We start from the raw sequence: 1,027 nt of genomic DNA on the forward strand, positions 1-1,027 counted from the left end.
GCCTCTTTCGCATTTTACGTTAATGTTCGAAGCCTGGGCGATGCGTCTGATGTCAGAAATGCCGGTTAATGCGGCCGCCCGCGAGCTACGTGAACATGATACCCGCATGTGGCGGATCTTTCACTACTACGTGGACAAAGCCATGTCGGAGCTCGATGTTACGAGCGTAAAGCGCATCGCTATTGATGAAACATCCTCTAGACGCGGCCACCGCTATATTACGCTGTTTGTAGATGTGGATCGAAAGATCGTCCTCTTTGCCACCGAAGGCAAAGGGATGGAAACCTTAGCGCGCTTCAAAGATCACCTTGCGGAAAAAGGGGTTAGCGCAGACGCTGTCCAAGAAGTCTGCTGCGATATGTCACCTGCGTTTATCCGCGGTATGGAAGAGTATTTCCCGAAAGCGGAAATCACCTTTGATAAATTTCACGTGATGAAGCTAGTTGGCGAAGCGGTGGATGAGGTACGCATCCAGGAACAAAAACAACGGCCAGAACTGAAAAAGACCAAGTATATCTGGTTGAAAAACGAAGTCAATCTGAAGGCCGAGCAAAAGGAAACCCTACAGCGCCTGAAAGATACGAACCTGCTGACTGGGCGCGCCTACCGATTGAAACTGGCTTTACAGGAGCTTTGGACAACGCCTCACATTTACGCAGATCTGCTTCTCCGGGAGTGGATTGGGTGGGCTATTCGTTCCCAACTTCCACCCATGGTAAGTTTGGCGAGAACGATTAAGCAGCACGAAGAAGGGATCCTTCGGTGGTTCCATAGTAAGATGACGAACGGCTTGTTGGAAGGCATTAATGGTCTGGTTCAAGCAGCTAAACGTCGGGCCAGAGGCTACAGGAACGTAGAAAACTTGATTGCGATGGTGTATATGACAGCCAATAAGCTTCGTTTGCCGTTGCTCGCGGCGCGCCGAGCATAATATCCCTTTCCGCCTTCTTACCCTGCTTCAGATGTAGAAACAGCGGTCAAGCGAACTCCTTGACGGCTGTTTCTACATCTGAAAATCTCTTAAAGG

1 protein-coding gene is annotated in these 1,027 nt (G+C 50.0%); it reads left to right on the forward strand.

What is annotated here, in order from left to right:
- The coding region (locus ABD76_RS28725; protein ID WP_197260272.1) for an ISL3 family transposase at nt 1-931 on the forward strand (931 nt) is incomplete at its 5' end.
- Between the last annotated feature and the right edge of the window lie 96 nt (nt 932-1,027).

The organism is Paenibacillus dendritiformis, assembly GCF_015845845.1.
Taxonomy (GTDB): Bacteria; Bacillota; Bacilli; order Paenibacillales; family Paenibacillaceae; genus Paenibacillus_B; species Paenibacillus_B dendritiformis_C.